Source organism: Intrasporangium sp., from assembly GCF_039812505.1.
Taxonomy (GTDB): domain Bacteria; phylum Actinomycetota; class Actinomycetes; order Actinomycetales; family Dermatophilaceae; genus Intrasporangium_A.
The window spans coordinates 59,115-79,734 of record NZ_JBDIAQ010000002.1; the positions used below are offsets into that span (position 1 = coordinate 59,115).

Annotated in this window: 19 protein-coding genes, 1 pseudogene and 1 riboswitch; of the genes and pseudogenes, 15 read left to right on the plus strand and 5 right to left on the minus strand. The window is 73.7% G+C overall.

The features are described from left to right. Window positions 1–185 precede the first annotated feature (185 nt). Window positions 186–327, plus strand: a riboswitch (cobalamin riboswitch). Window positions 328–407: 80 nt separating this feature from the next. The 6 genes from WMI84_RS00695 to WMI84_RS00720 are packed head-to-tail and all read left to right on the plus strand — an operon-like array spanning window position 408 to window position 6,037. Beyond that, complete coding sequence (locus WMI84_RS00695) at window positions 408–1,142, plus strand: SCO2322 family protein (RefSeq protein WP_347350064.1); 735 nt, start codon at window positions 408–410, stop codon at window positions 1,140–1,142. Between the two features lie 4 nt (window positions 1,143–1,146). Further along, entirely contained in the window at window positions 1,147–2,226 is a 1,080-nt protein-coding gene (locus WMI84_RS00700; RefSeq protein ID WP_347350065.1) for an energy-coupling factor transporter transmembrane component T, read from the plus strand. Further along, complete coding sequence (locus WMI84_RS00705) at window positions 2,223–3,836, plus strand: ATP-binding cassette domain-containing protein (RefSeq protein ID WP_347350066.1); 1,614 nt, start codon at window positions 2,223–2,225, stop codon at window positions 3,834–3,836. Before WMI84_RS00700 ends, WMI84_RS00705 begins: the two co-directional genes overlap by 4 nt. Window positions 3,837–3,886: 50 nt before the next feature. Further along, on the plus strand, window positions 3,887–4,708 hold the full coding sequence (locus WMI84_RS00710) for an ECF transporter S component (RefSeq protein WP_347350067.1): 822 nt from the start codon (window positions 3,887–3,889) through the stop codon (window positions 4,706–4,708). Continuing rightward, window positions 4,705–5,277 (plus strand): bifunctional adenosylcobinamide kinase/adenosylcobinamide-phosphate guanylyltransferase, encoded by a 573-nt coding sequence (locus tag WMI84_RS00715; protein ID WP_347350068.1) that lies wholly within the window; start codon window positions 4,705–4,707, stop codon window positions 5,275–5,277. Before WMI84_RS00710 ends, WMI84_RS00715 begins: the two co-directional genes overlap by 4 nt. After that, on the plus strand, window positions 5,270–6,037 hold the full coding sequence (locus WMI84_RS00720) for an adenosylcobinamide-GDP ribazoletransferase (RefSeq protein WP_347350069.1): 768 nt from the start codon (window positions 5,270–5,272) through the stop codon (window positions 6,035–6,037). Before WMI84_RS00715 ends, WMI84_RS00720 begins: the two co-directional genes overlap by 8 nt. A 42-nt stretch (window positions 6,038–6,079) precedes the next feature. Here WMI84_RS00720 and gcvT read toward each other — a convergent pair whose 3' ends face one another. After that, window positions 6,080–7,180 carry a glycine cleavage system aminomethyltransferase GcvT gene (gcvT, locus tag WMI84_RS00725; protein ID WP_347350070.1) on the minus strand — a complete coding sequence of 367 codons (1,101 nt, stop codon included), beginning with the start codon at window positions 7,178–7,180 and terminating at the stop codon, window positions 6,080–6,082. Window positions 7,181–7,256: 76 nt separating this feature from the next. Between gcvT and WMI84_RS00730 the strand changes: the two genes are divergently transcribed. Continuing rightward, window positions 7,257–8,729: a leucyl aminopeptidase gene (locus tag WMI84_RS00730; protein ID WP_347350071.1), complete on the plus strand. Its 1,473-nt coding sequence runs from the start codon at window positions 7,257–7,259 to the stop codon at window positions 8,727–8,729. A gap of 99 nt (window positions 8,730–8,828) precedes the next feature. On the opposite strand, the gene WMI84_RS00735 is transcribed toward WMI84_RS00730, so the two are convergent. Then, a complete protein-coding gene (locus tag WMI84_RS00735) occupies window positions 8,829–9,017 on the minus strand; it encodes a DUF5302 domain-containing protein (protein WP_347350072.1) in 189 nt (62 codons plus the stop codon). A 123-nt stretch (window positions 9,018–9,140) separates the two neighbouring features. After that, window positions 9,141–9,485 (minus strand): hypothetical protein, encoded by a 345-nt coding sequence (locus tag WMI84_RS00740; protein ID WP_347350073.1) that lies wholly within the window; start codon window positions 9,483–9,485, stop codon window positions 9,141–9,143. 158 nt (window positions 9,486–9,643) lie between these two features. On the opposite strand from WMI84_RS00740, the gene lpdA reads away from it, so the two are divergent. The 3 genes and pseudogenes from lpdA to WMI84_RS00755 all read left to right on the plus strand — a co-directional run. Then, complete coding sequence (lpdA, locus tag WMI84_RS00745; protein ID WP_347350074.1) at window positions 9,644–11,023, plus strand: dihydrolipoyl dehydrogenase; 1,380 nt, start codon at window positions 9,644–9,646, stop codon at window positions 11,021–11,023. A gap of 32 nt (window positions 11,024–11,055) precedes the next feature. After that, entirely contained in the window at window positions 11,056–12,870 is a 1,815-nt protein-coding gene (sucB, locus tag WMI84_RS00750; RefSeq protein ID WP_347350075.1) for a 2-oxoglutarate dehydrogenase, E2 component, dihydrolipoamide succinyltransferase, read from the plus strand. 34 nt (window positions 12,871–12,904) lie between these two features. Continuing rightward, a pseudogene (locus WMI84_RS00755) lies at window positions 12,905–13,789 on the plus strand (TIGR01777 family oxidoreductase); the annotation flags it as partial. Here WMI84_RS00755 and WMI84_RS00760 read toward each other — a convergent pair. After that, window positions 13,767–15,305, minus strand: a complete 1,539-nt coding sequence (locus WMI84_RS00760) for a serine/threonine-protein kinase (protein ID WP_347350076.1) — start codon at window positions 15,303–15,305, stop codon at window positions 13,767–13,769. The pseudogene WMI84_RS00755 and the gene WMI84_RS00760 overlap by 23 nt on opposite strands. Before the next feature lie 144 nt (window positions 15,306–15,449). Here WMI84_RS00760 and lipB point away from each other — a divergent pair, with 144 nt between their 5' ends. The 5 genes from lipB to WMI84_RS00785 all read left to right on the plus strand — a co-directional run bounded on the left by lipB (window position 15,450) and on the right by WMI84_RS00785 (window position 20,121). Beyond that, the gene (lipB, locus tag WMI84_RS00765; protein WP_347350077.1) at window positions 15,450–16,109 is read left to right on the plus strand and encodes a lipoyl(octanoyl) transferase LipB; all 660 of its coding nucleotides are present in this window, start codon (window positions 15,450–15,452) and stop codon (window positions 16,107–16,109) included. Window positions 16,110–16,158: 49 nt separating this feature from the next. Then, window positions 16,159–17,130 (plus strand): ABC transporter ATP-binding protein, encoded by a 972-nt coding sequence (locus WMI84_RS00770; protein WP_347350078.1) that lies wholly within the window; start codon window positions 16,159–16,161, stop codon window positions 17,128–17,130. Next, window positions 17,127–18,152, plus strand: a complete 1,026-nt coding sequence (locus WMI84_RS00775; RefSeq protein WP_347350079.1) for an ABC transporter permease subunit — start codon at window positions 17,127–17,129, stop codon at window positions 18,150–18,152. The genes WMI84_RS00770 and WMI84_RS00775 overlap by 4 nt, the downstream gene beginning before the upstream one ends. 209 nt (window positions 18,153–18,361) lie before the next feature. Beyond that, window positions 18,362–19,387: a lipoyl synthase gene (lipA, locus tag WMI84_RS00780; RefSeq protein WP_347350080.1), complete on the plus strand. Its 1,026-nt coding sequence runs from the start codon at window positions 18,362–18,364 to the stop codon at window positions 19,385–19,387. A gap of 5 nt (window positions 19,388–19,392) precedes the next feature. Beyond that, entirely contained in the window at window positions 19,393–20,121 is a 729-nt protein-coding gene (locus WMI84_RS00785; RefSeq protein ID WP_347350081.1) for a DUF4191 domain-containing protein, read from the plus strand. Window positions 20,122–20,127: 6 nt separating this feature from the next. On the opposite strand, the gene WMI84_RS00790 is transcribed toward WMI84_RS00785, so the two are convergent. Further along, window positions 20,128–20,595: an RDD family protein gene (locus WMI84_RS00790; protein ID WP_347350082.1), complete on the minus strand. Its 468-nt coding sequence runs from the start codon at window positions 20,593–20,595 to the stop codon at window positions 20,128–20,130. Between the last annotated feature and the right edge of the window lie 25 nt (window positions 20,596–20,620).

Here is a 20,620-nt window from a genome sequence, read left to right on the forward strand (position 1 = left end):
TGACAGGTCCAGGTCCAGTCCGCGTCCATCGGTCGTCGGGGCGCAGGGGCCCGCAGGCCCGGCACCCCTCCTCCTCTCGATCCGTACGTACGGCGCACGTGCGCGGCCGGCCGCTACGGACGCGGCTTGCCGGACGTACCGTTGGCGCCACCCTACGACCACGGCCTGTTTGACTGGCGGGCCGCGGGCGTGCGACGGTTCGTGGTACCTGGATGGGGCAGGGGCAAGCCGGTGCGACTCCGGCACTGACCCGCAACCGTGATCTCGAGCGTGCGCCCGGCGAACCCTCGACCAGTCGGAAAACCCGCGCCGTCCGGACCGACCACCATCCGTCTGTCGTGGAATGCGGACCGGAGCTGCAGAGGCGGGACGCCCTTCCTCGGTCTCCGACCGTGAGGAGGAGACCCATGCCCATCGCCCATCGTCGCCTGCTGCGAGCCGTGCTCGTCATGCTGCTCGCCGCCGGCGCCGGCCTGCTGTCGATCGCCCCCGCCCAGGCCGCGGCCTACCGGTTCTGGGGCTTCTACCAGCTCACCGACGGGGCCTGGGCGTTCGCCCAGAAGGGCCCCGACCAGGCCGTCCCGAAGGAGGGCGCGGTCGAGGGCTGGCGCTTCGCCGTGAGCGACACGAACGGGGCCCGCTACCCCCGGGCGGTCCTGACCTTCGAGCAGCTCTGCGGGCAGACGGCCGCCGAGAGCGGCAAGAAGCGCGTCGGCCTGGTGGTCGACTACGGCCGCCCGGCCGACGCCGAGGACGGGGCCACGCCGCCGGCCCCCGCCGGGTCGTGCGCGGTCGTGGGCACCGACGCGAGCAGTCTCGACGTGCTGCGCACGGTCGGGGAGCTGCGGGTCGAGAAGGGCCTGGTCTGCGGGGTCGACGGCTACCCCGCGACCGGCTGTGGGGGCGAGGTCGGCACCGTCAGCGCGGCGGCCAAGGCGGCCGACACGCCGGTGACCATCGCGGTCCCGACCGCCGCTCCCACGTCCGCCGCGCCGGCCGCGTCCGCGGACCCGGCCACGGCGGCGGACCAGCCTGCCTCGGTCGGGACGTGGGCGGCATACGCCGTCGTGGCGCTGCTGGTGGCCGCGCTCCTCGTCTACCTGGTGCGGCGCTCCCGGGCGGGCGCCGCGCGCCGGCGCTGAGCCGATGCCGAGGCGGGAGCGGCTCCTGCACCCCACGGCCTGGTGGCTGTGGGGGCTCGGCCTGGCGACGGCCGCCTCGCGCACCACGAACCCGGCGCTGCTGCTGCTCGTGATCGGGGTGTGCGTCCTGGTCGTCACGCAGCGCGGGGACCCCGCGGCGCCGAACCCCATGCGGGCCTTCCTCGTGATCGGCGCGGTCATCGTCGTGCTGCGCGTGCTGGTGACGATCGTGCTGGGCAACGGCGTCTACGGCGACACCGTCCTGTTCACCCTCCCGCAGGTGCCGCTGCCGGACTGGGCAGCCGGGGTACGGCTCGGTGGCCCGGTCGCGCTCGAGCCGCTCCTCTTCGCGATCTACGACTCGTTGCGACTGGCCGCGATCCTGGCCTGCGTCGGCGCCGCGAACGCCCTGGCCAGCCCCCGCCGGCTGTTGCGCCACCTGCCGGCGACGCTGTACGACGTCGGCACGGCCGTCGTCGTCGGCCTGACCTTCGCACCGCGGCTGCTCACCGACGCGCGGGCGGTGCGCAGCGCCCGGACGCTGCGCGGGCACGGCGGGCACGGCGTGCGTGAGGTGGCCCGACTGGCCGTGCCGGTCCTGGAGACGGCCTTCGAACGCTCGCTCGGGCTGGCCGCCTCGATGGAGTCGCGGGGGTACGGGCGCGCCGTGCGTTCGTCACCGGCCTCCCGGCGCCTCGCCACGGGGCTGGCCCTGGCCGGCCTGGTCGGCGTGCTGGCCGGGCTGTACGGCCTGCTCGACGCGTCGGTCGGCGGCCCGCTCGGCCTGCCACTGCTGCTGTTCGGCGCCCTGCTGGCCGGGGTGAGCCTGGTGGTCGGTGCGTCCAGAGAGGAGCGGACCGGCCACCGGCGCGACCCGTGGCAGTGGCCTGAGACCGCGACGGTGGGCGCCGGCGCCGTCCCCGCCGCGGCCCTGGTCGTCGGCAGTGTGCAGGGGTGGGAGGGGATCGTCGCGCCGTCGTCGGCGACCCTGCCGCCGCTGCCGCTCGCGGCGGTCCTCGCCCTCGTCGTCGCCGCGTCCCCGGGCTTCTTCACCCCCCGGCCCCGACCCCAGGTGGACGCATGATCCGCTTCGCCGGGGTCACGGTCCGCTACCCGGAGTCGTCCACCGACGCCCTCGACGACGTGTCCCTCCAGGTCCCGGAGGGCGAGCTCGTCCTCGTCGTCGGCCCCACCGGCAGCGGCAAGTCAACCCTGCTGCGGTGCGTCAACGGGCTCGTCCCCCATTTCACCGGAGGGCTGCTGTCCGGCTCGGTCGTCGTCGACGGGCTCGACACCCGTGAGCACCGGCCGCGCGACCTCGCCACCGTCGTCGGGCTGGTCGAGCAGAACCCCGCCTCGACCTTCGTCACCGACGTCGTCGAGGACGAGGTCGTCTACGGGATGGAAACGATGGGCCTGCCCCCGGCCACCATCCGGCGACGGGTCGAGGAGACCCTCGACCTGTTCGGACTGACCCCGCTCCGGGCTCGTGCGCTCGAGAACCTCTCCGGCGGCCAGCAGCAGCGCGTGGCCATCGCGGCCGTCTTCGCCGCGGGCCCGCGCATCCTCGTGCTCGACGAGCCGACCTCGGCGCTCGACCCGGTCGCCGCCGAGGAGGTGCTCGCGTCCCTGGACCGGATCGTGCACGACCTGGGCACGACCGTCGTGCTCGCGGAGCACCGTCTCGAGCGGGTCATCCACCACGCCGACCGGGTGGTCCTGCTCGACCGGGGACGTACCAGCCCGCTGCTGGACCCTGCGGAGGCGATGCGGACCTCGCCGATCCATCCGCCCGTCGTGGCGCTCGCCCGGCTCGCCCGGTGGGACCCGCCGCCACTGTCGATCCGGGACGCTCGTCGCCGGGTGGGCGAGCTGCGCGGCCGCCTCGCCGGCATCGAGCCACCCGCACCACGCGCGACCAGCCCGGACCCGGCCGTGACGCTCTCGGGGGCACGGGTCGTGCGAGGCGGTCGGGTCGTCCTCGACGGTGTCGACCTGGTCGTCGGGCAGGGCTCGGTCACCGCCCTGATGGGACGCAACGGCGCGGGCAAGTCCACCCTCCTGGGTGCGCTGAGCGCCCAGCTGCCCGTCGCGGGCGGGCGGATCCGGCTGGGGGGCGGACAGGTCGACCCGCACACCCTGAAGCCTCGCGACCGCGTCCACGTCGTCGGGCTCGTCCCCCAGCAGCCGGAGCTGCTGCTCTACACGGACCATGTGGCCGACGAGTGCACGAGCGCCGACCGCGACTTCGGGGTGCCACCCGGCACCACCGCCGACCTGCTCGAGTCGATCGCCGGGGCGATGGACCCGACCCGTCATCCTCGCGACCTGTCCGAAGGCCAGCGCCTCGAGCTCGCCCTGGCGGTCATCCTCGCCGGCGCGCCCGAGGTGCTCCTGCTCGACGAGCCCACCCGGGGCCTCGACTACGGCGCCAAGCACCGGCTGGCAGCCGTGCTGGGGCGGTTGGCCGAGGCGGGCACCACGGTCGTGCTCGCCACCCACGACGTCGAGATGGTCGCCGAGACCGCGGACCGGGTCGTGATCCTCGCCGACGGCGAGGTCGTCACCGACGGTCCGGTGCGCCAGGTCCTGGCCGCCTCCCCGGCCTTCGCCCCGCAGGTGACCAAGGTGCTGCACCCGCAGACCTGGCTCACCGTCGACGACGTCGCCGCCGCGCTCGGCCGGTCGGCATGAGACCGGTCCCGGCGACCGCGCCGGGCCCCGCACGCACGGGCAGCCGGACGGTGATCGCACTGCGGTGGCCCAGCGTCGCGACGATCACGCTGGCCGGCGTGGTGGGGCTGGCCGGGTTCACCTGGCCGTTCCTGGCCCCGGCCGCGTTCGTGCGCGCCCACGGCAACGACACCCCGTGGCTGTTCGCGGCCCTGCTCGGCCTGCTCTGCCTCGTCTGCCTCGCCGAGGTGAGCTCCGGGCGGCTGGATCCGAAGACCATCGCCGTCCTGGGTGTCGCAGCCGCAGCGGGCGGGGGGATGCGGGTGCTCAGCGCGGGCACCGCCGGCCTGGAGCCGCTCTTCTTCGTGGTCATCGTCGCCGGCCGGGTCCTCGGGCCCGGGGTGGGCTTCGTCTCCGGGGCCCTCGCCCTGCTCACCGGGGCCCTGCTGACCGGTGGGGTCGGGCCGTGGCTGCCCTACCAGATGCTGTGCGCCGGCGGGGTCGGGCTGGGTGCCGCGCTGCTGCCGGTCCGCCCGGGCACACGCCCCGAGCGGTGGCTGCTGGCCGGTTATGCGCTGCTGACCGGCCTGCTGTACGGGCTGGTCATGAACCTCTGGTTCTGGCCCTTCCTCGGTGCCGGCGTGCCGAGCGCGATGGGCTTCGACCCCGGCGCGCCGCTGGTCGAGAACCTGCAGCACTACGCGGTCTTCTACCTGGCCACCTCCCTCGGCTGGGACCTGCCGCGCGGCGTCCTGAACGCCGTGCTCGTGGTCGTCGCCGGTCCCGCCCTGCTGCGGGTCTTCCGCCGCGCCGCGCGGCGCGCCGGCTTCGGCGTGCCGGCCCGGTTCATCCCGGCGGCACCCGACCGCTCGCCCGGTCAGGATCTCCCGTGACGGTCACCCTGGTCACCGGCCCGGTCCGCAGCGGCAAGAGCCGCCACGCCGAGGACCTGCTCGCCGCCCACCGGCAGGTCACCTACCTGGCCACGGGCCCGTCGCCCACCGGGGACCCCGACTGGGCGGCCCGGGTCGAGCAGCACCGACGCCGCCGTCCGCCGGGCTGGGCCACGGTCGAGTCGCTCGACGTCGCGACGGCGGTCCGGCGGGCGCGCCTGCCCCTGCTGGTGGACTGCCTCGGCACGTGGCTCACCGGTCTGGTCGACGCGTGCGGCTGGGAGGACCTGTCGGCCGCGAGGCGGACGGTCACGAGGGCCGGGACGGAGCTGCTGACCGCGCTGGAGCACGCCACGGTGCCCGTCGTCCTCGTGACGAACGAGGTGGGCTGGGGGGTGGTCCCACCGTCCGCCTCGGGGCGGTTCTTCCAGGACGAGCTGGGCCGCCTCAACGCGGCGGTGAGTGCTCGGGCCCGGGTGGTGCACCTGGTGGTGGCCGGCCGGGTGATCGACCTCAGCAGTGCACCGCTCGTCCCGGACCGGCCGGTGCGCAGGACGCTCCGTGCCTGACGCGTGGCGCCTCGCGGTCGGTACCTTCCTCGCCCTGCCGGTGGCCCCGCCCGGCCGGGTCGACCGGACCGTAGCCGGTCGGGCGATGCTCCTCGCTCCAGCCACCACGGCGCCGGCTCTCGTGTGGTGGGCCGGGCTGGCCGTCCTGACCGGCCGGGACTGGCTTCCGCTGGTCGTCGCGGCGGCGCTCGCCGCGGCCGGCCCGGTCCTGCTGTCCCGGGCCATGCACCTCGACGGTCTGGCCGACACCGCCGACGGCCTGTCGGCCGGCTACGACCCGCAGCGGTCCCTGACGGTGATGCGGCGCGGCGACATCGGCCCCTCGGGCGTCACCGCGATCGTCCTCGTGCTCCTACTGGACGTCACCTGTCTCGCCACGCTGCTGTCGACCCGGCAGGGAGCCCTCCTCGCCGGGACCGCGCTCGTGGCCAGCCGGCTCGCCCCTGCGGTCGCGTGCTGCCGCTGGCCGGCCGCCCGACCGGAGGGCCTGGGGCACGCCGTGGCCGGTTCGGTGCCGCTGTCCTCCCTCGTCGGGGCGGTCGCGGCCCTGCTCTGCGTCGGCGCGGTCGCCGCGTGGCTGACCCACCTGGCCTGGTATGCCGCCGTCCTCGGAGCGCTCGTCGCGATCCTTGGCGCGTGGTCGGTCACCCACCGGGCGGTGCGCCGTCTGGGCGGGGTGACGGGCGACGTCATCGGCGCGGCGGTCGAGGTCTCCCTGGCGCTGGGTCTGGTCGCCGCCGCGGTGCTGGTCCGCTTCTGACGTGGGCCCGACGGTCAGGTGGGCCTCGGCTCGATCACCGGGTCAGGACGGCTTGACCTGGATGAACGGCGGCTTGACGACGGTCGCCTCGACCGCCCGGCCCCGCACGTCGATGCTCACGGCGTCACCCACCGCGACGTCGGGTGCGAGCAGGGCCAGGCCGATGCCCTGCTTCAGGGTCGGTGAGAAGGTCCCCGACGTCACCTCGCCTACGGACGCACCCTGCTTCGACACCGCACAGTGCGGCCTGGGGATCCCGCGGCCGGTCACGAGCAGCCCGTGCGACACCCGCGTAGCGTGACCCCGCTCGGCCACGAGGGCGTCCCGGCCCCAGAAGGACTCCTTCTTCCACCCGACCGCCCAGCCGACCCGGGCCTGCACAGGGGTGATCTCCGGGGAGAGGTCCTGGCCGTGCAGCGCGTACCCCATCTCGGTCCGCAGGGTGTCGCGGGAGCCCAGCCCGCAGGGCAGCCCGCCCATCGGTGTCATCGCCCGCACCAGCGCGTCCCACACCTCGGTCGCACCAGCCCACGGGCCGACCAGCTCGTAGCCGCGCTCCCCCGTATAGCCGGTGCGGCAGACCGTGAGCCGCTGCCCGTGCCAGTCCGTATCCACGAAGGACATGTAGGCGTGCCCGGTGGGCAGCCCGAGGGCCTGCAGCAGCTCGTCGCTGCGCGGGCCCTGCACCGCGATGATCGCGAACTCCTCGTGGCGGTCGGTCACGCCGATGCCGTCCGGGGCCGCCGCGGTGAGCAGCCCGACGACGTGTGCCGTGTTGGCGGCGTTGGGGATCAGGAAGACGTCCTCGTCGGAGCGCAGGTAGGCGATCAGGTCGTCGACCGTGCCACCCGTCTCGGTGCAGCAGAGCGTGTACTGCGCGGAACCGGGCTGGATCCGGCGCAGGTCGTTGGTGAAGCAGCTGTTGACGAAGTCGGCCGCGCCCGGTCCGGCCACCGTCGCCTTGCCCAGGTGGCTGACGTCGAAGATGCCGACCCGCTCACGGACCGCCGTGTGCTCCGCGACCACCCCCCCACCCGGGTACTCGATCGGCATGTCCCAGCCGCCGAAGTCTGCCATCTTGGCGCCGAGGGCGACGTGGCGCTCGTGCAGGGGCGAGGTGCGCCCCGAAGTCGGGTTCGTCATGGTGCCAACCTAGCGGCCCGGACCGGTCCCGTTATGATCGAGCGCGCTCACCCACCCCGGACGAGGGAGTCCACCCGTGGCCCACCTGACCAGCTCCAGCCACCCCGCCGCCGGTCTCGAGGCGGACGCCCTCGTCGTCATCGTGGCCAAGGACTGCGGCCGGGCCGTGCTGGCCGACGGCCACGGGCTGCCGCCGCAGGCGACGACCCACCTCACGACGGTCATCGCCGAGCTGGAGCTGACGGGCGACCCGGGGGAGGTGACGACGGTGGCGGCCGTCCCCGAGGTCCGGGCGCCGCGCGTCGTACTGGCCGGCGCCGGCGACCTGACCGGGCCCGACCCGGCGACCCGTGAGCACATCCGGCAGGCGGTCGGCGCGGCGGTGCGTGGGCTCGAGTCGAGGCGGCAGGTCGCCGTGGTCGTGCCGACCGGCGCCACCGACCTGGGGGCGGCCGTGGCGGAGGGAGCCGCCCTCGGTTCCTACACGCCGGCCAAGGTCGGTGCCGACAAGTCCCCGAGGACGCAGAACGTCACCGTCCTCGGCCCGACCGACGGCCCGACCCGCAAGGCCGTCAAACGGGCCGGCGTGATCGGTTCCGCGGTGGCCTACGCCCGCGACCTGGTCAACCAACCGCCCAACCTGCTCTACCCGGAGTCGTTCGTCGCCTCGCTCGCCGAGCGTGCCAAGGGCACCAAGGTCAAGCTCAAGAGCCTGGACCTCGGGCAGCTGCGGACCGGTGGGTTCGGGGGGATCGTCGGTGTCGGGCAGGGCTCGGTCAACGAGCCGCGCCTGGCCACGCTGGCCTACTCCCCGTCGCGGCCCAGGGCGAGCCTCGCCTTCGTCGGCAAGGGCATCACCTTCGACTCCGGTGGGCTGTGCATCAAGCCGGCCGACGGCATGCTGACGATGAAGTCCGACATGGCCGGTGCCGCCGCCGTCGCCGCGGCTGTCTTCGGCATCGCCGAGCTCGGGCTGCCGGTGGCGGTCACCGGCTATCTCGGCATCGCCGAGAACATGCCGAGCGGCACCGCGCAGCGGCCCGGCGACGTCGTGACGATGCGGGGCGGCAAGACCGTCGAGATCCTCAACACCGACGCAGAGGGGCGGATGGTCCTGGGCGACTGCCTCGCCCTGGCCGCCGAGCGGGAGCCACGGGCCATCGTCGATGTCGCGACCCTGACCGGCGCCCAGGTCATCGCCCTGGCCGACACCGCGGCCGTGATGGGCCGAGGCGACGAGTTCCGCACCCGGGTCGTGGACATCGCCGGGGCCGTGGGCGAGGCGGTCTGGCCGATGCCGCTGCCGAGCGAGCTGCGCCCCGCGCTCGAGACCCCCAACGCCGACCTGGCCCACAAGGGCGGCCGCGAGGGCGGCATGCTGACGGCCGGCATCTTCCTCGGCGAGTTCGTGCCCGAGGGCACCGACTGGGCCCATCTCGACATCGCCGGGCCGTCCTTCAACAGCAAGGCAGCCCATGGCTACACCCCGAAGGGCGGCACCGGTTTCGGGGTGCGCACGCTGGTCGGGCTGGCCGAGTCCTACTGTTGACCGGCCCACCCCGGGCGCCGGCACCGTCGTCGTCACCGACGAGCCGACCCTCCGGGGCGAGCGCCGGACGTCAGGCCCGTGGGCGCCTGAGCGGCAGCGTCATCCGCCGGACTTGCGCCGGAACATCTGCTGCGCCTTGGCCGGACCGTGGGCCCCGTGGATCTTGGACCGGTCACCGCCTTCGGAGACGTCCTTGCCGCTGTGCGCCTGCTTCTTCTCGAGCGCCTCGCGGAACCTCGCGCGGGTCTCCTCGCTGGGACCCGCTGCGGCTCCCTCCTGCTTGGACATGCCACCTACCTCCTGCATCGACGCGACGGGACACCTCCACCCTGTCAGGTGTGGCAACCCTGCTTCCACTCCATTTGTCCGTATGCCGCCCAGTCTGCCGGTCCGCTCGCCGCCCGGGCCGGCTCAGGCATCACCGTGCCGTTTGCGGGTGTTCCACTCGCGCATGCGGTTCGGGTAGCCCGTCTTGTTGACGTCGTAGACGGGGATCCCGAGCCGCTCGCTCAGCTCGTAGGCCTCCTTGGCCGACCCGACGGCGCGGCGGGTCCACTCACCGTCCCACGCGATCAGCACGACCGTCGTCGACGTGACGCTGGTGGGCGGCTCGACGTAGGCCTCCACCCCGCGGTGGCTCTGGACGAACTGGGCGAGGTACGTCTCGACGGCCCGCCGGTCGATCTCCATCTGCGGGCCGTCGGATCGCGTCGCGTCCTCTGACCGGGCGGCCTTGCGTCGCGAGAACCAACCCATGACGGAACTTTACGACGAGTTGCTCGGCAGGTCCCGCCGCGGCTGCCTGTGACGTCGGTCCCGATCAATGACAAGATGCTCCTGCACCCGATCCCGCCCGGAACTGTGCGCGCCGCAGCCTGGACCGGACCATCCGAGCGTCACGAGGAGAGCCCTTCATGTCGGCCACCACCGCGGACGACTTCGATGTCGTCATCCTGGGAGGGGGGTCGGGCGGCTACGCCTGCGCCCTGAGATCAGCCGAGCTGGGGCTGCGTGTGGCCCTCGTCGAGAAGGCCGAGCTGGGCGGCACCTGCCTGCACCGGGGCTGCATCCCCACCAAGGCCCTGCTGCATGCGGCCGAGGTCGCCGACACCGCCCGGGAGAGCGAGAAGTTCGGCGTCCGGACGACCTTCGAGTCGATCGACATGGCACAGGTCATGGCCTACAAGTCCGGGGTCGTGGCACGGCTCCACAAGGGCCTGCAGGGGCTCGTCACCGCGGCGAAGATCGAGTACGTCACGGGTGAGGGGCGCCTCGACGGGCCCCGCACCGTCGCGGTGGGCGACCGTCGCCTCACCGGACGGCACGTGGTGCTCGCGACCGGCAGCTACGCCCGCACCCTGCCGGGCCTGGACATCGGCGGGCGCATCATGACGAGCGACGAGGCGCTCCGTCTCGACCACGTGCCGGCCCGGGTCGTGGTCCTCGGCGGCGGGGTGATCGGCGTCGAGTTCGCCTCGGTCTTCCGCAGCTTCGGTGCGGAGGTGACGGTGGTCGAGGCTCTCCCCCGGCTGGTCGCGGCCGAGGACGAGGCGGTCTCCAAGCAACTCGAGCGAGCGTTCCGGCGACGCAAGATCGGGGTCCGCACCGGCGCCCCCTTCGCCGCCGCCACGCAGGACGGCGACGTCGTCACGGTCCGCCTCGAGTCGGGCGACACGATCGAGGCCGACCTGCTGCTCGTCGCGGTCGGGCGCGGGCCCTCGACCGCCGGCCTCGGCTATGAGGAGGCCGGCGTAGTGGTCGAACGGGGCTTCGTCCCCACGGACGAACGGCTGAACACCAACGTCGCAGGCGTGCGCGCCGTCGGCGACATCGTCCCCGGCCTGCAGCTGGCCCATCGCGGCTTCGCCCAGGGCATCTTCGTCGCGGAGGACATCGCCGGCCTGTCCCCGGCAGTGATCGACGAGGTCACCATCCCCCGGGTCACCTACTGCGACCCCGAGATCGCGAGCGTCGGCCTCACCGAGGCGCAGGCCCGGGACCGCCACGGCGAGGTCGCCACGTACGAGTACAACCTCGGCGGCAACGGCAAGTCCCAGATCCTCGGCACCCAGGGCTTCGTGAAGGTCGTGCGGCGGGCCGACGGCCCGGTCGTCGGCATCCACATGGTCGGGGCACGCATGGGCGAGCAGGTCGGGGAGGCACAGCTGATCGTCGGCTGGGACGCGTTCCCAGAGGACGTCGCGGCCTTCGTCCACGCCCACCCGACCCAGAACGAGTCGCTCGGCGAGGCACATCTGGCCCTGGCCGGCAAACCGCTGCACGCCCATTCGTGAGACCGCCAGAACCGGAACGAGGAGAAGAACGCATGTCTGAACGCGTGACCATGCCAGCCCTGGGCGAGTCCGTCACCGAAGGCACCGTCACCCGCTGGCTGAAGGACGTGGGTGACCGGGTCGAGGTGGACGAGCCGCTGCTCGAGGTCTCGACCGACAAGGTCGACACCGAGATCCCGTCCCCCATCGGCGGCACGCTCCAGGAGATCCTGGTCCGCGAGGACGAGACCGTTCCGGTCGGCGCCGACCTCGCCGTGATCGGTGAGGGTGCCGTAGCGCCGGCCGCCGGCGGGGCACCGGTGCAGGCTGCCCCAGCGCCCGAACCGGTCCCCGTCGAGCCGGCCCCGCCCGTGGCCCAGCCCGTTCCGGTCACCCCGCCTCCCCCGGCGCCGACGGCCTCGGCCGACGGCTCCGTGGCCGACGGCGAGACGGTCGTCATGCCGGCCCTCGGAGAGTCGGTCACCGAGGGGACCGTCACCCGCTGGCTGAAGGCCGAGGGCGACCATGTCGCGATGGACGAGCCGCTGCTCGAGGTCTCGACCGACAAGGTCGACACCGAGATCCCGTCCCCCGTCGAGGGCACGCTGGCGAAGATCCTCGTCGCCGAGGACGAGGTGGTGCCCGTCGGTGGCGACCTCGCGATCATCGGTGGTCCCGTTGCCGCAGCCCCGGCAGCCGCCCCTGTTCCTGTCCCCGCTGCCGCTCCTGCTCCGGCTGCTCCTCCTGCTCCGGCCCCCGCTCCGGCCTCCGCCGCTCCGTCGGTCCCGGCCCCGGCTGCTCCGTCGGCCCCGCCTGCCGCCGCTCCGTCGGCCCCGCCTGCCGCCGCTCCGTCGGCCCCTGCCCCCGCCGCTCCGTCGGCCCCGGCCCCCGCCGCTCCGTCGGCCCCAGCCGTCGCAGCCGCAGCCGCAAGCGAGGCCGAGGGCGGCGACTCGGCCGCCTACGTGACCCCGCTCGTGCGCAAGCTCGCGAGCCAGCACGACGTCGACCTCTCCACCCTCACCGGCACGGGGGTCGGCGGGCGGATCCGCAAGCAGGACGTCCTCGACGCGGCCCAGGCCGCTCAGGTGGCAGCGGCAGCCGCGACCACCGCCGAAGGGGCCCCGCAGGCGAGCGCCGCGCCTGCGGCGCCCCCGGTCTCACCCAAGCGCGGCACCCGCGAGACGATGTCGCGCCTGCGCAAGGTCATCGCGCAGCGCATGGTCGAGTCCCTGCAGATCTCGGCCCAGCTGACCACCGTGGTCGAGGTCGACCTGACCCGGATCGCCCTGCTCCGCGACCGGGTGAAGGCCGACTTCGAGGCTCGCGAGGGCACGAAGCTGAGCTACCTGCCCTTCCTGGCCCTCACCGCGTGCGAGGCCCTCAAGGAGCACCCCAACCTCAACGCCAGCGTCGAGGGACACGAGATCGTCTACCACGGCGCCGAACACCTCTCCATCGCCGTCGACACCGAGAAGGGCCTGATCGTCCCGGTCGTCAAGAACGCCGGCGACCTCAACATCGGTGGCCTGGCGCGAGCCATCGCCGAGCTCGCCGAACGCACCCGCAGCAACCGGATCACGCCTGACGACCTCGTCGGCGGCACCTTCACCATCACGAACACCGGCAGTCGAGGCGCACTGTTCGACACCCCGATCATCAACCAGCCACAGGTCGCGATCCTCGGCACCGGGTCCATCGTCAAGCGACCGGTCGTCGTCACCGACGCGATGGGCGGCGAGACGATCGCGATCCGTTCGATCATGTACCTCGCGTTGTCCTACGACCACCGGGTCGTCGACGGTGCCGACGCGGCGCGGTTCCTCGCCACCATGAAGACCCGGCTCGAGGAGGGCAGCTTCGACGTCTGAGACCGGACCGGCCGGCAGGTGCGTCGCCGTCGCCGGGTCCTCCGGCCTGATCGGCACCGCACTGCGCCGTCACCTGCGCAACCGTGGTGACGAGGTCGTCCGGCTCGTCCGCCGCCCCGCCGCCGCCCCCGACGAGCGGCGGTGGGACCCGGCATCCGGCCACCTCCCGGTGGAGGCCCTCGAGGGGGTCGACGCAGTGGTCAACCTGGCCGGCGTCGGGATCAACGCCCACCGCTGGACCACGGCCCACAAGGCGGCGATCGAGCGCTCTCGCGTCGAGGCGACGACGACGATCGCCCGGGCCCTGGCACGGCGACAGGAGCAGACGGGCGGCAGGATCCGCCTGGTCAACGCCTCGGCCGTCGGGTTCTACGGCGACCGGGGCGAGCAGGCGCTCACCGAGGCCAGCCCGCCGGGCACGGACTTCCTCGCCGGGGTGGTGACGCGCTGGGAGGCCGCCACCGGGCCGGCCACCGCAGCCGGCGTCCCGGTGGCGCTGGTGCGCAGCGGCCTGGTGATGGCGCCGAAGGGCGGTGCCTTCGGACCACTGCTTCGGTTGACCCGGCTGGGACTGGCGGGGCCGCTGGGCTCCGGGTGGCAGTGGTGGCCCTGGATCACCATTCACGACGAGGTGCGCGCGATCACCCACCTGGTCGACCACCCCGAGGTGACCGGCCCGGTCAACGCGGCCGCCCCCGAGCCGCACCGACAGCGCGAGGTCGCCCGGGCCCTTGGCCACGCACTGCACCGGCCCGCGCTCGTGCCCACGCCCAGACTCGCCCTGCGCCTGGCCATCGGCGAGTTCGCCGACCGGGTGCTGGACAGCCAGCTCGTCGAGCCGCACCGGCTGCTCGCCGGCGGCTTCACGTTCGAGCACCCGGACCTGGTGTCGGCGGTCAGCTGGCTCGTGGGTCGGTGATCGACTCGATCCGCCAGCCGGCACCGGTACGGACGAGGTCGAAGTCGAGCGGCCGGCCCGGGTCGGCGCCCTTCGGGACGGAGCGACCCTGCCCGTCGACCACCCGGTAGGGCGCGACCGCGACGCGGGCGCGGACCACTCGCTGCGGCGCGGGGCGGGGCAGGAAGCCGGCCTCGACGACGGTCATCCGCAGCCCGGCATAGTGTTGGCGACCGCTGCGCAGGTCGGCGATGACGGCAGCGTCGGCCTGCCACGACGGCGACCGAGGCCGATGCACGTCGGCGAGCGAGCCCGTCTCGCGAGCCACCAGCGCCGCGACCCGCCGGTCAGTGAGTCCCTGCAGGAGCGTGCGGGCATCCGGCTGCCGCACCCGGGTCGAGGGCGAGGCGGACGGCGGGCGGGGCGGGGGCGTCGCGCTCACCACTGGCGCCACCCGGCCGGACAGCGGGGTCGGGCCCACCGGGACCGGGTCCGATGACGCTCGTGCTCCGGGGACGAGGTCGGATGACGCACGTGCTCCGGGGACGAGGCCCAGATGGGCGAGCCAGCCGAACCCGACTGCGAGCCCCGCGACTGCCACGAGCACGGCCAGGCGGCGCCACCACCGGGACGGTCGGATGTACGCCCGCCGGAACCACGGACGGGCCGGCTCCGCTGCCGGTGCGGCCAGCCCGGCCGCCTCGGCCCGGATCCGGTGGGTCAGCGCCGAGGCCTGGTCCGCGCCGACCACGACCTCGACGGGCTCGGCGGCGGCCGCCTCGTAGAACAGGGCCGGCAGCACCTGGGCGGCGGGCCTGGCCTGCGGCTCGGGGTCGACGCACCGGCCGACGACGGTGGCGAGCTCAGGGCCCAGGTGGCTTCGGAGCGTCTCGTCCGACAGGCGCTGGAACGTGTCCGGGGCGCCGTTGCCCGTGAGACAGAACCAGGCGAGCGCGCCGAGTGAGAACACGTCGCCCGCCTCGCCCGGCCGAGCGCCCGAACGCACCTCCGGGGCGACGAAGCCGGGGGTGCCGACCACGGCGCCCGCCCCGGTGCCGGCGAGCCGGGCCGCGCCCAGGTCTGCCAACAGGGGGCGGCCGTCGGCCGTGAGCATGACGTTGCCCGGCGAGATGTCGCCGTGCGTGGCCCCGGCGCCATGCAGGCAGGCCACCGCCTGCGCGATCGGGGTCAGGACGGTGACCGCCTCTCCGGGACTCAGCCGGCCACGACTCGCGACCAGCGACTCGAGGCTGGCCCCGACGACGAGGTCGAAGACATGCGCCACCCGGCCGTCGTCGAGCGGGACCACGTCGCGCAGGGCGACGAGGTGGTCGTGCCGGACGGCCATGAGCACGTGCCGCTCGATCTCGGCCTCGCGCACCGCCACCGGGTCGGCCTCGGCCCGCGGCACCTTCACCGCGACCGAGTGCCCCGCCGCGTCCACGGCCGCCCAGACGGTGCTGGTGGAACCCGCGCCGATGACGTGGAGCAGGCGGTGCCCGGGCACCTCGGGCCGGTCGGTGCAGTGCTCGTCCACGCCCCTATCGTGGCAAGTCCGCCGGGTCGGCGTCGGCCGTCGTCCACAGGGCGCGACCGGGCGCTCGCGGCGGCACGCGAGCGGAACGACGGCGGGCCGGCGGCTCGACCGGCGCGACCGGGTGGTCGGCGTACCCTGAGCGCCATGCGCTTCGTGCACCTGGGCCTGGACCCCGACTTCGTCGACTACCGGCGGGCCTGGGAGATCCAGCGACAGACGCACGCCAGGGTCGCCGACGGCGCGGAGCCCGACACCGTCTACCTGCTGGAGCACGCCCCGGTCTACACGGCCGGCAAGCGGACCGAGCCGCACGAGCGGCCCAAGGACGGCACCCCGGTCATCGATGTCGACCGGGGCGGCAAGATCACCTGGCACGGGCCGGGCCAGATCACCGGGTACCCGATCATCCGGCTGCCGGCACCCATCGACGTTATCGGCTACGTCCGGGCGCTGGAGGAGATGATGATCCGGGTCTGCGCGGACTTCGCCGTGCCGGCCGGGCGGACCGAGGGCCAGAGCGGCGCGTGGATCGCCGCGGACGACCGCGGCCCCCGACGCAAGATCGGAGCCATCGGCATCCGGGTGAGCCGTCAGGTCGCGATGCACGGCTTCGCCTTCAACTGCGACCCGGACCTGTCGTGGGGCGAGGTCATCATCCCCTGCGGCATCGTCGGTGCGGGGGTCACCTCGCTGTCCCGTGAGCTCGGCCGTGACGTGCGGGTGACCGAGGTGCTGCCCCATGTCGAGAAGCACCTCGCGGACATCCTGCCGGAGCTCCGGCCGAGTCGGCGCGTCCCCTCCTGACGCGGCCACGTCTCATTACGCTGACGCCATCACCGGAGAGCGGGGGAGCATGGATGCGGCCGTCAGCACCAAGGGGCTGCGCAAGACCTACCGGCGCCGGGGCGGGCGACAGGTGGCCGTCGCCGGGCTCGACCTGACGGTCCCGACCGGGGGCGTGCACGGCTTCCTCGGCCCCAACGGCTCGGGCAAGACCACCACGATCCGGATGCTGCTCGGGCTCGCCCGTCCCGACTCCGGGCAGGCGTGGGTCTTCGGCCACCGGGTCCCCGACGCCCTGCCCGCCGTGATCGACCGCGTCGGGGCGATCGTGGAGTCGCCCAGGTTCTTCCCCGCCTTCACCGCCCGTCAGAACCTGCGCCTGCTGGCCGAGGCGATCGGCACCCCCGGGGCGCGCGTCGACGAGGTGCTCGAGACCACCCGCCTGCGCGAGCGCGCCGACGATCGCTACGCCGGCTACTCGCTCGGGATGAAGCAGCGGCTGGCCATCGCGGCGACGCTGCTCAAGGACCCCGACCTGCTCATCTTCGACGAGCCGACCAACGGGCTGGACCCCGCGGGCATCCGCGAGGTCAGGGACACGATGCGGGCCCTCGGCGACCGCGGCAGGACGGTCCTGGTCAGCTCGCACATCCTCGCGGAGGTGGAGCAGGTCGCCGACACGGTCTCGATCATCGGGCGTGGCCGGCTGCTCGCCGCGGGCCGCGTGACGGACCTGCTCGGGGGCAGCACCCAGCTGCGGGTCGGCGTGGCCGACCCGGAGCGGGCGGCGCGCGTCCTGCGCGACGCCGGTCTGCCGACCGAGGCCGACGGGGCCTTCCTCCGGGTCACCGCGGAGGACGGCGAGGCCGTCTCCCGGACCCTCGCAGCAGAAGGGCTGTTCGTACGGGAGCTCACGCCGCTGCACCCGGACCTCGAGTCGACCTTCCTGCGCCTGACCACCGAGAGCGGCCTCGGCGCAGCCGAGCCGCAGGCGGTGCCCACGGCAGGCGGCGCTGACCCCACGCGAGGCGGTACCGCATGAGCCGGACCACTCCGACGATGCCGGCCCGCAGCACCAGCGGCCTGCGCCGCGGCCTGGTCGGCGTCGAGCTGCGGCGGCTCCGGTGGCGCCGGCTCACCAAGGCGCTGCTGGTGCTGACCGTGCTCTTCACCGGGGTCACGGTCTTCGGTGCCTACCAGTCGAGCTCGCCGGACAACCTGGCCCAGCAGCTGGCCGACTACCGACAGGCCGCCGAGGAGTTCCCCCGGATGCTCGCGGACTGCCGGCAGGCCGAAGCGCAGGCCCGCGAGGACGGGACCCCGCAGGACGACTTCGACTGCTCGACGCTGACCCCGCCGACGCTGCAGGACTACGGTCTCGAGTCGCCCGAGGCCGCCGCCCTGACGGTGAGCCTCGCGAGGGCCAACGGCTTCCTCTACGCCTTCCTCGCGTTCGTCCTGGGTGCCAGCTTCGTGGGCGCGGAGTACACCTCCGGCTCGCTCGGCACCTGGCTCACCTTCGAGCCGCGGCGGCTGCGAGTCGGCGCGGGCAAGCTCGTCGCCGCGGGCGTCGGCGGCGCGGTGATCACCGCGGTGGGTCTGGCCCTCACCGCCCTCGGGGCCTGGCTGGTCAGCCGGGTCAACCAGCCCGACCCGGGGCTGGCGCTGCCACCCGGCACGGGGGCGGGCGAGTCGGTCACCCAGGTTGTCCTTCGGGGCCTGGCGGTCGGCATCGTCGGTGGCCTGATCGGCGTCGCACTGGCCTTCATCGTGCGCAACACCGGCGCGGTCGTCGCAGTCGTCCTCGGCTACGCCGTCGTCGTCGAAGGGGTGCTCGCCCAGGGCCTGGGCCACGGCCGGTTCATCCCCTGGCTGCCGATGAAGAACCTCGAGGCCTTCCTGCAGGGCGGGACGACCTACTTCGCCGAGCGATGCACGGCGCAGGGGTGCCAGTACGAGCCGTTCACGCTGAGCTACACGCACGGGTGGGTCTACGTGTCGGTCTTCGTCGTCGCCCTGCTCGCCGTCGCACTGTGGCTCTTCCGCCGCCGTGACGTCGGGTAGCCCCCGACCACGTCGTATGCCGCCCACCCGCCTTCCCTGCCGGCACCGAACGGGTCACCGGTGACCGAACGGATCGGCGGCGACCGGGCCGGCCCAACATGCGCCGCACCACCGCGACGAAGGGGGTGAGCGGCATACGGCGTGGTCGCGGGTGCGTGGGCACCCGCGTAGGCTGGCCGGGAGCAACGCCGCCACTTCGAGGAGGTCACGTGTCCGTCGCACCCGAGGGCCGTCGGCTGCTGCGCGTCGAGGCGCGCAACGCCGAGACGCCGATCGAGCGGAAACCGTCCTGGATCAGGGCCACGGCGTCGATGGGCCCCGCGTACACCGAGCTGCAGTCGATGGTCCGGTCCGAGGGTCTGCACACGGTGTGCCAGGAGGCCGGGTGCCCGAACATCTTCGAGTGCTGGGAGGACCGCGAGGCGACCTTCCTGATCGGCGGCGACGTGTGCACCCGGCGCTGCGACTTCTGCGACATCGCCACCGGACGGCCCACCACGCTCGACCGCGACGAGCCGCGTCGCGTCGCCGAGTCGGTGCGGCGGATGGGGCTGCGCTACTCGACCGTGACCGGCGTGGCCCGCGACGACCAGCCGGACGGCGCGGCGAGCCTGTATGCCGAGACGATCCGCCAGATCCACCGGCTCAACCCCAACACCGGTGTCGAGATCCTGCCGCCCGACTTCGGCGCCCGGCCCGACCTGGTCGGGCAGGTCTTCGACGCCCGGCCGGAGGTGTTCGCGCACAACCTCGAGACGGTCCCCCGGATCTTCAAGCGGATCCGCCCCGCCTTCACCTACGACAAGTCGCTGCGGGTGCTCACGATGGCCCGCGAGGCCGGCCTGGTCACCAAGAGCAACCTGATCCTCGGCATGGGCGAGACCGACCCGGAGATCGAGTCGGCGATCACCGACCTGCACGACGCCGGCTGCGACATCCTCACGATCACCCAGTACCTGCGGCCCTCCAAGCTGCACCACCCGATCGACCGGTGGGTGCGCCCCGAGGAGTTCCTGCACTGGTCGGACGTCGCCGAGGACAAGGGCTTCAAGGGGGTCATGTCGGGCCCGCTGGTGCGATCGTCGTACCGGGCCGGGCGACTGTGGGCGGCGGCGATGACCAAGTGGGGCCGGCCAATCCCCGAGCACCTGGCCCACCTCGCCGCGGCGGCACAGTCCCCCGCTCGCCAGGAGGCCGCGGCATTGGTGGCCCGGGTCGGCCGGGCCGTATCCTGAACCGTATGGCACGCAAGACGGACGGCTCGGGCACGCCCAAGCAGAAGAAGCCCGGACGGATCGCCCAGATCAAGCAGGTCTACAAGGTCTCGAAGCAGTCCGACCCGAACATCGGGTGGTGGATGCTGCTCAGCTTCCTGGGCACCTTCGCGGTCTTCCTCATCATTGGTTTCGTCCTGCGCAGCCCCTTCTTCCTCGGTTTCACCGGGGTCCTCTGCGGGATCCTCGCCGCGACGATCGTGATGAGCCGCAGGGCCGAGCGGGCCGCCTACCGCTCGATCGAGGGCCAGGCCGGCGCGGCCGGCGCGGCACTGAGCTCGATCCGCAAGGGCTGGTACACCGACCGTGAGCCGGTCGCCGCCGACGTGGCGCGTCCGGGTGACGTCAGCTCGGCGGCCATGGTGTACCGGGCGCTCGGTCGTCCTGGTGTCGTCCTCGTCGGGGAGGGCCCCACCGGCCGGGTCCAGAAGCTGCTCGCCAAGGAGCAGAAGCGCGTCGAGCGGGTGGCTCCGGGGGTGCCGGTCATCACCATGGTCGTCGGCGCCGACGACGGCCAGGTGCCGCTGAACAAGGTCGCCTCCCGGGTCCAGCGGCTCAAGCCGGCGATCACCAAGGACGAGATGTCGCTGGTCAACAAGCGGCTCAAGTCGCTCGGCGGGATCCGGCCGCCCATCCCGCAGGGCATCGACCCCACCCGGGCGCGTCTGGACCGCAGGGCAATGCGCGGCAAATGAGGCCCGTCAGCGCGTGTTGACGATCACCGTGTTGGCGATGCGGTCGTGCATCCCGCGGCCGTCCCGGTCCCAGATCAGCGCCGGAAGGCCGAGGCAGAGCAGCACGGTGCGTACCAGCACCTGCAACGGGTGAGCCCGTCCCTCCGCGACGTTGCGGACCTGGATGTGGACGAGGCGGTGCCCGACCGTCATGCCGATCGTGCCGACCAGCAGCAGGTTCTCGACGGCGAAGACCGCCAGCGGGATGAAGCTGCGCGGCCCGGTCTCGCCCCAGCCCGCGCCCCACACGCCCTGGGCGATCAACAGGCAGAGGAACCAGTCGATCGCGACGCCGCCCAGCCGACGGCCGAAGCGAGCGATCGAGCCCGCGCCGCTCGGCGGCATACCGAGCCGTCCGCCCGGGTACTCCCCCGGGGTCCTCGTGCGCGCGCCCGGGCCCTGGAGCCACGAGCCGACGTCCCTGCGATCCACCACGCGGCCAGCCTACGTTGGAAAGTTC